Here is a 9,404-nt window from a genome sequence, read left to right as displayed (position 1 = left end):
CTTCTGTTGCACGCGAGGCTCGGTCGAAGCGTAAGAGCCGTGTCCACCCCTCACAACTCGACGCCGCTTGACCCGGCACCCGGGCCGCCCGGGACAATGGGGGCGAGGCGGCGAAGGGAGCCACATCCGGTGGAGGTCAGGTACGTGCCCGGCAGCGGCACCCTCCTCGGTGCGGGCACCCGCTGGCTGCTGCTCGACGCACCCGCCGACCCCGACGTGGTCGACCCTGTGTGGGACCTGGTGACCGCTGCGGCGCCGGCCGCCGACCTCGTCGTCGACGCGCTGGTCGCTCACTACGGTGAGGGCGTGTCCCTCGCCTACGTCGACCTGGCTCCGACGCACCGCGCCCAGGTCAGTCGCGGTGGGGCGCGGGTCGTGGAGAGCGACGGCGTCCACACCCTGACCCTCGGTGCCGACCACGTCCCCGGGTCGCTGCGCCTGGTCGCGGGCACCGTCGCCGCGGCCGCGGTCGACCTGCGCCCGGCCGCCGTCCCGTCGCGCCCCGTCCCCGTGGTCGGGTCGGCGGTCACGGCCCCGCCGCCACCGCCGGTCCCCGGCATCATCGACGCGATCCCCCCGGAGATCCTGGCCAGCCGGCCCGACGACCCGCCGCCGGAGCCGCCACCGGTCGTCACCTCCGACCCCCTCGAGGACGACCTCCCACGACCGGACGAGGGTCACGGGCACACCGTGCGCCGCGCCGTCGACCCCGACCACGACGGCCACACGACGTTCCGCTCCGCCCAGGCGCCGTCGTCCCCTCCCCCGACCACGCCGCCACCGGCGAGGGCTCCCGACCACCTGCACCAGCCCACCCACGAGACCGTGCTCGCCGTCCGCTGCCCCACGGGCCACGTCACCCCCGCGTTCGTCCCGACCTGCCGGGTGTGCGCGCGCCCGGTCGCCCCCCAGGACCCCGTCCGCGTCCCGCGCCCCCAGCTGGGCGTGCTGCGGCTGCCCGACGGCGACACCGTGCCCCTGGACCGTGGCGTCGTCCTCGGCCGCCAGCCCACCGCGCCGCCCGAGACCGCCGACTGGCCGCACCTGGTGCGCGTCGGCCACGACTCCTCCTACGTCTCCCGCACCCACCTGCGCGTCGAGCTCGACGGGTGGCTGGTCGTCGCCACGGACGTCGGCTCGCGAGGAGGCACGACCCTGCGCGTGCCCGGGCGGGCGCCGGAGCGCATCCGGGCGCACGAGCCGTACGTCTGGGAGCCCGGCCAGGTGCTGGACCTCGCCGACAGCTGCGAGGTCGTCTACGAGGTGGGGTCGTGAGCGGACCGTCGATCCCTGGCTACACCTACCTCGAGCACCTGGGTCGCGGCGGCTTCGCCGACGTCTACCTCTACGAGCAGGAGTGGCCGCGTCAGCGGGTGGCGGTCAAGGTGGTGCGCCCCGACGTACCGCTCACCGAGCGCGAGAAGCAGCTGTTCACCGCCGAGGCCAACGCCATGGCCCAGCTCTCCGACCACCCCTACATCGTCAGCGTGATCACCGCCGGCGTCACCGACGACCGGCCCTACCTCGTGATGCGCTACTGCCCGCCGCCCGACCTCGGGGTGCGGGTGCGGGCCGCGCCGATGTCGGTCGCCGACACGATGAGCACGGCGGTCAAGCTCGCGAGCGCGGTGGAGACAGCCCACCGCGCGGGGATCATCCACCGCGACATCAAGCCCAGCAACGTGCTCGTGACGAGCTACTCCGAGCCGGCGCTGAGCGACTTCGGGATCGCCGGACACGTGCACGAGCTGGCGAGCGAGCAGGAGGTCCGGATCTCCTACCCCTGGTCGCCGCCCGAGCTGCTCGACGGCCGCTCCAACGGCTCGGTCGCCTCCGACGTCTACTCGCTCGGGGCGACGATCTGGAACCTGCTGACCGGGCGGTCCCCCTACTCGGTGCCCAACGGCGACAACTCGCCTCGCGCCCTGACCGCACGGATCCTGCACGCTCCGCCGCCGTTGACGCAGCGTCCCGACGTGCCGCCCGCGCTGGAGCGGCTCCTGCAGCAGTGCCTGGCCAAGCGACCCGAGCACCGGCCGCAGTCGGCGCTCGAGCTGGCCCGCGCCCTGCAGCGGATCGAGGCCGAGGCCGGCTACTCCCGCACCCCGATCGCCGTCGAGGGCGACCGGCCGGCGGCGGGGGTGGCCGCACCCGCGGTCGTCGACCAGGACACGACCCACGTCAAGCCGATGACGGTCATCCCGGGAAGCGGCCCGCGTGCGGCCGCGCTCGAGGCGCCCGCGGCGCGGCCCGCCCCCGAGAGGGAGCGACGCTCCACCGTCGTGTGGGCGCTCGCCGGCGTCGCGGCCCTGGTCGCCGTCGGGGTGCTGCTCGTCGTCAACCTGTCCGGTGGGGAGGACCCCGAGCCGACACAGCCCGACCCCACCCGCAGCCGCACGCCCCTGTCGGTGGCGCCCGAGGCACCGGCCCGGCCGCCCGTCGTACGTGGCACGCGCGACGGCGACCGGGTGGTCTTCAGCTGGCGCTCCCCCGACGCCGGGCAGGCCGGCGACACGTGGGAGTGGAAGCGCACCGACACCGGCGAGAGCCGGCGCACGGAGGACGCGCGCCTGACGGTGACGTCCCCGAGCCGCACCTGTCTCCAGGTGCGGCTCATCCGCGGCAGCTACGCCTCGCCGTGGACCGAGGACTGCGTCGGCTGACGCCCCCTTCGGACCTGGACGGCGACCTAGGCGTCGGCCGCCTGCTCCTCGGCGTTGCGCTTGTCCTTCGCCAGGCTCGCGACCGCGGTGACGACCAGCGTCACGAGGATGACGCCGAGGCTGACCAGCGAGGTGATCTCCGGCACCGACACGTGCTCGCCGCCGTTGATGAACGGCAGCTCGTTCTCGTGGAGCGCGTGCAGGACGAGCTTGACCCCGATGAACGCGAGGATGAAGGAGAGCCCCAGCGACAGGTAGACCAGTCGCTTGAGCAGGCCGCCCAGCAGGAAGTACAGCTGGCGCAGGCCCATCAGCGCGAACACGTTGGCGGCGAAGACCAGGTAGGGCTCCTGGGTGATGCCGAAGATCGCGGGGATCGAGTCGAGGGCGAACAGGATGTCCGTGCTGCCCAGCGCGATGACCACGATCAGCATCGGCGAGACGACGCGCGAGCCGTTCTCCTTGTACCAGAGCTTGAGGCCCTTGAACTCCTCGCCGACGTTGAGGTGGTTCTGCGCGAACTTCACGACGGCGTTGTCCTCGGGGTGCTCGTCGTCGTTCGAGCGGTAGCTCTTCACCAGTGTGTAGGCGGTGTAGACGAGGAAGGCGCCGAAGACGTAGAAGACGAACGAGAAGTTCTCGATGAGCTGGTAGCCCAGGGCGATAAAGATCGCGCGGAAGATGAGGGCCAGGATGATGCCCACCATCAGCGCTTCCTGCTGCAGCTGCCGGGGCACCTTGAGCGCCGCCATCAAGATGATGAAGACGAACAGGTTGTCCATCGAGAGGCTGTACTCGGTCAGCCAGCCGGCGAAGAACTCCACCCCGTAGTCGTGGCCGTGGTAGAGCAGCGTCCAGATGCCGAACGCGATCGCGGCGCCGATGTAGATCGAGAGCGCGATCGCGCACTCCTTCATCGTCGGCTCGTGCGGGTCGCGGGCGATGACGACGACGTCGAACAGGAGCACGGCGATCGTGACCCCGATCGTGATGGTCCATTCGAGGGTGGAAACGTCCACAAGAGACTCCAGGGGTGAAGGGGACAGGGAAACCCAGAGGTCTCTTCCGCCGCTCGGAAGCGACCCACGGCCCCGGACCGCGCCGAGGCGCTGATCGTGCTGACGACACCGCAGCGAAAGGAATACTCCCCTCCTACACCCCCCATCCTTTCACGACCCCGCGGCGACGCGAAACGGGCGACCGCGTCCCCACGATCCGGAAGTCTCCGGCTGACCCGGGCTCGCCGGCGGACCTATCGTCGGCCCATGACCATGATCGGGGCCGACGTCGAGGAGCTGCAGCGCCTCGCCACGTCCTTCGGGGACGGTGCCCGTGAGCTGCGCGAGCTGGCCGCGGAGCTGACCAGTGGCATCGAGGACGCCGCCGACTGGCAGGGCCCGGACGCCACCCGGTGCAAGGACGAGTGGGGCTCCTTCGCCCAGGTGCAGATGACGGGCGTGTCCGACGCGCTGGAGACGGCCGCGCGGCTGCTGTCCGACAACGCCGAGGAGCAGGAGCGCGCCAGCGGCTCGGAGACCAGCGGGCCGTCGTACGGCGTCCTCGACTGGGGCCTCGACGCCAAGACGCTGCTGGACTTCTTCAAGAAGCCGTTCGACGCCGTCAAGAAGGCGCTGCTGCTCAAGGACTTCCTCAAGGCCGTCATGATGCCGGCCACCGGCTTCGCCGGCCTGGTGCGTGCCGAGAAGCTGCTGGCCGCGCTCGAGCTGATGCGCAACGGCAAGCAGGCCACCGGCCTGTTCGCGGGCGCGCACAACCTGATGGGCAAGCTGTCGCTGCCGATCACGATCTTCTCCGGGCTCAAGGACGCGTTCACCGGCGGCGGCTACGACGGCTGGCGGGAGGCCGCCACCCGCGGCTTCGGGCTCGCCGGGGCCGCCGGGGCCGCGACCCTGCTCCTCGGCGGCACCGCGCTGGCGGTCTCCGCCCCGATCACGGCCGCGGTGGCCGGCGGCGCGGTCGTGGTCTACGGCCTCTGGAGCGCCGGCAACTTCGTCGTGGACCACTGGTCGTCGATCGACGAGACGGCCGGACGGGTCTGGGACGGCGCCAAGAGCGGCCTCGAGGCCGCCAAGTCCTGGGCACGCGGCCTGCTGTCGCCCACCCCGCAACCCGCAGGAGCCTGACCATGCCCGTCTCCACCGTCGCCCTGGAGGTCCTCACCGACGAGGAGCTGTCCGTCCTCACGCCGGGACCCGGCGCCACCGTCACGCCGTACCTCTCCTCGGTCCCCGAGGCCGACCGCGACGCCGTGCGCCGTACGGCGCTGCGCGGGCTGGTCGCCCGCGGCATCGTCGACCCGCCGGCGGCCGACGCGCCGGCCACCGCGGTGCCCGGCTCGGGCGGCACGGAGGTCGAGGTCGGCGCGATGGTGCGCCAGGACGTGCTGTCGGCGCTGACGCTGCGCCAGGCCGCACGCCGCGTCGTCGCGGTCGCCCGCACCACCGCCACCGGCCAGGACTTCTGGTACGCCCACCTGGTCGAGGAGATCGCGCTGCTCGAGGAGGTCGGCACCGACGGCCTGCACCGATTCGCCCTCGGCCACACCGCCGCGCTCGCCGAGCTGCTCGCCGGGGCCACCCTGCACCCGGAGGCGACCGACGGCGGTGGCGAGCCGGTCGTGCTGGCCGCCTCCCCCGAGGGTGAGGCACCTCCCGAGCTCCTGGAGCACCTCGGCGCCGCCTACGTCCGGGCCGACGTCCTGGTCATCGACGCAGACCGGGGCGAGCGGCCCGCCATGACGGGTCTCTTCACCGGCCCGCGTGGCTCGTGGTCGGTCGTGGCGGACCCGGCGTCCGGTGAGGTCACCGCGAGGCCCGAGACCGTCGCCTCGCTGCGCGCCCGCGTCGACGCGCTGGCCGCCCAGGCGACGTCGTCCGAGGAGGTCGCGCCGTGATCTACGGGATGGACACCGAGAGCGTGGCCCGGCTCTCGAGCCGCATGGCCACCGTCGCGGCCCGGGTGCGCGAGCTCGAGGCCCGCCTCACCGCCCAGCTCGCCGTCACCTCCTGGGTCGGCCACGACCGGGACCGCTTCGAGGGCGACTGGCAGTCCGCCCACGTCCGGGCGCTCCGCTCGGCGGCCGACGCCCTCGACGACGCCGCGAGGGTCGCCGCCGAGAACGTCTCCGACCAGGACCGCGCCAGCGCGTGAAGGACGCGAGAGGGCCCCGAGCCCAGCGACCGCCGCGTGATCCCACCCGCCCCACTGCCCACCGGAAACTCACGCTTCCCGTACGAAGCTTCGTACCGGAAGCGTGAGTTTCACCGGGTACCCGGTGAAACTCAGCGTCCGCCGAACGGCACGCCCAGCTGGCGCAGCATCTCCTCGCCGCCGTCGAGGGCGGTGAGGACCCACGTGCCGCGGTCGGTGATCGTGAAGGTGTGCTCGAAGTGCGCGGCCCGCGAGCCGTCTGCGGTGACGACGGTCCAGTCGTCGTCGAGCAGGAGGGTGTCCTTGGTGCCGAGGGTGATCATCGGCTCGACGGCCAGCGCCAGTCCCTCGACCAGCTTGGGGCCGCGACCGGCGCGGCCGTAGTTGGGGACGTCGGGCGGCTGGTGCATCTGGCTGCCGATGCCGTGCCCGGTGTAGTCCTCGAGGATGCCGTAGGCGCCGGCGGAGCGCACGTGAGACTCGACGGCGTGGGAGATGTCGGTGACCCGTCCCCCCAGACGCGCGGCGGCGATGCCGCGCCACATCGCCTCCTCGGTCACGCGGGAGAGCCGGGTCAGGTCGTCCGGGACGGCGCCCACGGCCACCGTGATCGCCGCGTCGCCGTGCCAGCCGTCGACGATCGCGCCGCAGTCGATGGAGACCAGGTCGCCGTCGGCCAGCACGCGGGGGCCGGGGATGCCGTGCACCACCTCGTCGTTGACCGAGGCGCAGATGCTCGCCGGGAAGCCCTGGTAGCCCTGGAACGACGGCACCGCGCCGGCGGAGCGGATGTGGTCCTCGGCGAGCGCGTCCAGCTCGGCGGTGCTCATGCCGGCGCGCACGCTGGCGCGCATCAGCTCCAGCGTGTGCCCCACCACCAGACCGGCCCGTCGCATCGCGTCGACCTGGTCCGGCGACTTGATCTCGATGCCGCGGCCGAGCAGTCCCACCGTCAGGTCAGCTCTGGGGCCAGACGTCCAGCGCGTCGAAGATGCGCTGGGTGACCTCGTCGACCTCGCCCATGCCGTCGAGCTCGATCAGGATCCCGCGGGCCCGGTAGACCTCGATCAGCGGCTCGGTCTGCTCGACGTAGAGCTCCTGGCGCTTGCGGATGACGTCCTCGGTGTCGTCGGCGCGGCCCTCGACCTCGGAGCGCTGCAGCAGCCGCTCCACGATCTCGTCCTGGTCGACGGTCAGCACGAGGACGGCGTCGAGCTTGTGACCGGTGAAGGTGATCATCCCGTCGAGCTCCTCGACCTGCGCGAGCGTGCGCGGGTAGCCGTCGAGGAGGAAGCCGGACTCGGCGTCGGGCTCGTCGATGCGGTCGCGGACCATGAGGTTCGTGACCTCGTCCGGCACGTAGTCGCCGGCGTCCATGTACTCCTTGGCCTTCACACCGAGCTCGGTGCCCTTGGTGACGTTGGCCCGGAAGATGTCACCGGTGGAGATGGCAGGGATCTTGAAGTGGTCCGCGACGAACTTCGCCTGCGTGCCCTTCCCCGCTCCGGGGGGGCCCATGATGATGAGTCGCATAACCGACGGATCTCCTTGTCGTGACCTGGTCCGTGCATTTTCGCATGCCGGGACCGGCAGGTGCGCGGTGGCGTCGGCGCGGACGTGCGCCGACCCCGTCCCCTAGCGGAGGAAGCCCTCGTAGTTGCGCTGCTGCAGCTGGCTCTCGATCTGCTTCACGGTGTCGAGTGCGACGCCCACCATGATCAGGATCGACGTGCCACCGAACGGGAAGTTCTGGTTGGCGTCGATGAGCACCAGCGCGATCAGCGGGATCAACGCGATGAGCCCCAGGTAGAGGGCGCCCGGCAGGGTGATGCGGGCCAAGACGTAGGACAGGTAGTCCTCGGTCGGCTTCCCGGCGCGGATGCCCGGGATGAAGCCGCCGTACTTCTTCATGTTGTCGGCCACCTCGGTCGGGTTGAAGGTGATCGACACGTAGAAGTAGGTGAAGAAGACGATGAGCGCGAAGAACACGGCCATGTAGAGCGGGTGCCCGCCCGAGACGAGGTACTTGCTGACGAACTTGACCCACCCGGACTGGCTGTCCTGGTTGAACTGCACGGCCATGGCCGGCAGGTAGAGCAGCGACGAGGCGAAGATGACCGGGATGATGCCGGCCTGGTTCACCTTCAGCGGGATGTACGTCGAGCTGCCGCCGAACATCTTGCGGCCCACCATGCGTCGGGCGTACTGCACCGGGATCCGGCGCTGCGCCTGCTCGATGAAGATGACCGCCGCGACGACCACGAGTCCGACCGCGATGACGATGGAGAAGATCCACCAGCCCTGGCTGACCTGGACGGCCCACAGGGCGCTGGGGAAGGTCGCGACGACCTGGCAGAAGATCAGGATGGACATGCCGTTGCCGACGCCGCGGTCGGTGATGAGCTCGCCGAGCCACATGATGACGGCGGTGCCGGCGGTCATGGTGACGACCATGACCAGGAAGGTCTGGGTGCCCTCGTCGTGCAGGAGCGGCTCGGGGCAGCCTTGCAGCAGGTTGCGGGACCGGGCCAGCGCGACGATGCCGGTGGCCTGGAGCAGCGCGAGCCCGAGGGTGAGGTAGCGGGTGTACTGGGTGATCTTGGTCTGCCCCGACTGACCCTCCTTCTTCAGCGCCTCGAGCCGCGGGATGACCACGACGAGCAGCTGCAGGATGATGCTGGCGGTGATGTAGGGCATGATCCCCAGCGCGAAGATCGTCAGCTGGAGCAGGGCGCCGCCGGAGAACAGGTTGATGAGGTTGTAGACGCCCTCACTGTTCTCCTTGTTGCCGAGACAGTCCTGGACGTTGCCGAAGTCGACGCCGGGGGCGGGGATCTGCGAACCGGCCCGGAAGATCACGATGACCAGCAGGACGAACAGCAGCTTGCGCCGCAGGTCGGGGGTTCGGAAAGCGTTCACGAACGCGCTGAGCACGACATCCTCTTTCTCCAAGCTGGTGGCGGGCCCCAATGTCTGTCGCCTCGACCGGCGTGACCTGGGAGCTGGTCCAGGGCCCGTGGAAGCCTAACAGGCGCCCTGGTGCTTCCGGCTCGCGCACGAGGGGCACCACCCCTACTCCGCGAGGAGTGGAGGGCGGTGCCCCTACGCGTCACGAGACGAGGCTGGTCAGACCAGGGTGGCAGTGCCGCCCGCGGCCTCGATCTTGTCCTTGGCCGAGGAGGAGAACGCGTTGGCGCTGACCTCCACCTTGACCGAGATGTCGCCCTGTCCGAGGACCTTGACGGGCTGGCCCTTGCGGACCGCGCCGCGGTCGACGAGCTGGTCGACGGTGATGGTGCCACCCTCGGGGAACAGCTCGTTGATGCGGTCGAGGTTGACGACCTGGAACTCCACCTTGAACGGGTTCTTGAACCCCTTCAGCTTGGGGAGCCGCATGTGCAGGGGCATCTGGCCACCCTCGAAGGCGGCCGGGACCTGGTAGCGGGCCTTGGTGCCCTTGGTGCCACGACCCGAGGTCTTGCCCTTCGAGCCCTCACCGCGACCCACACGGGTCTTGGCCTTCTTGGCGCCGGGGGCCGGGCGCAGGTGATGAAGCTTGAGCGTCATGGC

The 9,404-nt window shown here is 71.0% G+C and carries 10 protein-coding genes; 5 read left to right on the top strand and 5 right to left on the bottom strand.

What is annotated here, in order from left to right; all coding sequences use genetic code 11:
- Positions 1 to 129 precede the first annotated feature (129 nt).
- Positions 130 to 1,275 (top strand): FHA domain-containing protein, encoded by a 1,146-nt coding sequence (locus E4622_RS22585; protein WP_167735934.1) that lies wholly within the window; start codon positions 130 to 132, stop codon positions 1,273 to 1,275.
- Positions 1,272 to 2,663, top strand: coding sequence for a serine/threonine-protein kinase (locus tag E4622_RS00710; RefSeq protein ID WP_167735933.1), 1,392 nt, complete (start codon positions 1,272 to 1,274; stop codon positions 2,661 to 2,663). Before E4622_RS22585 ends, E4622_RS00710 begins: the two co-directional genes overlap by 4 nt.
- 26 nt (positions 2,664 to 2,689) lie before the next feature.
- Here the strand turns inward: E4622_RS00710 and E4622_RS00705 are convergent, their stop codons facing one another.
- On the bottom strand, positions 2,690 to 3,682 hold the full coding sequence (locus E4622_RS00705) for a TerC family protein (RefSeq protein ID WP_134738173.1): 993 nt from the start codon (positions 3,680 to 3,682) through the stop codon (positions 2,690 to 2,692).
- A 246-nt stretch (positions 3,683 to 3,928) separates the two neighbouring features.
- On the opposite strand from E4622_RS00705, the gene E4622_RS00700 reads away from it, so the two are divergent.
- The 3 genes from E4622_RS00700 to E4622_RS00690 are packed head-to-tail and all read left to right on the top strand — an operon-like array spanning position 3,929 to position 5,834.
- Positions 3,929 to 4,807 (top strand): WXG100 family type VII secretion target, encoded by an 879-nt coding sequence (locus tag E4622_RS00700; protein ID WP_134738172.1) that lies wholly within the window; start codon positions 3,929 to 3,931, stop codon positions 4,805 to 4,807.
- Positions 4,808 to 4,809: 2 nt separating this feature from the next.
- Positions 4,810 to 5,577, top strand: coding sequence for a hypothetical protein (locus E4622_RS00695; protein ID WP_134738171.1), 768 nt, complete (start codon positions 4,810 to 4,812; stop codon positions 5,575 to 5,577).
- Entirely contained in the window at positions 5,574 to 5,834 is a 261-nt protein-coding gene (locus E4622_RS00690) for a hypothetical protein (protein WP_134738170.1), read from the top strand. The genes E4622_RS00695 and E4622_RS00690 overlap by 4 nt, the downstream gene beginning before the upstream one ends.
- Before the next feature lie 131 nt (positions 5,835 to 5,965).
- On the opposite strand, the gene map is transcribed toward E4622_RS00690, so the two are convergent.
- From map to rplO, 4 genes are all read right to left on the bottom strand, one after another.
- Positions 5,966 to 6,778 (bottom strand): type I methionyl aminopeptidase, encoded by an 813-nt coding sequence (map, locus tag E4622_RS00685; RefSeq protein ID WP_209021740.1) that lies wholly within the window; start codon positions 6,776 to 6,778, stop codon positions 5,966 to 5,968.
- Between the two features lie 13 nt (positions 6,779 to 6,791).
- A complete protein-coding gene (locus E4622_RS00680) occupies positions 6,792 to 7,367 on the bottom strand; it encodes an adenylate kinase (protein ID WP_134738168.1) in 576 nt (191 codons plus the stop codon).
- A gap of 102 nt (positions 7,368 to 7,469) precedes the next feature.
- Positions 7,470 to 8,768: a preprotein translocase subunit SecY gene (secY, locus tag E4622_RS00675; protein ID WP_134738167.1), complete on the bottom strand. Its 1,299-nt coding sequence runs from the start codon at positions 8,766 to 8,768 to the stop codon at positions 7,470 to 7,472.
- A gap of 192 nt (positions 8,769 to 8,960) precedes the next feature.
- Complete coding sequence (gene rplO / locus E4622_RS00670; protein ID WP_134738166.1) at positions 8,961 to 9,401, bottom strand: 50S ribosomal protein L15; 441 nt, start codon at positions 9,399 to 9,401, stop codon at positions 8,961 to 8,963.
- Positions 9,402 to 9,404 lie beyond the last annotated feature (3 nt).

The organism is Nocardioides sp. 503, from assembly GCF_004522095.1.
In the GTDB taxonomy this organism is placed as follows: domain Bacteria; phylum Actinomycetota; class Actinomycetes; order Propionibacteriales; family Nocardioidaceae; genus Nocardioides.
The sequence above is the reverse complement of the archived record's forward strand: the minus strand, read 5'-3'. Positions and strand labels throughout refer to the sequence as shown.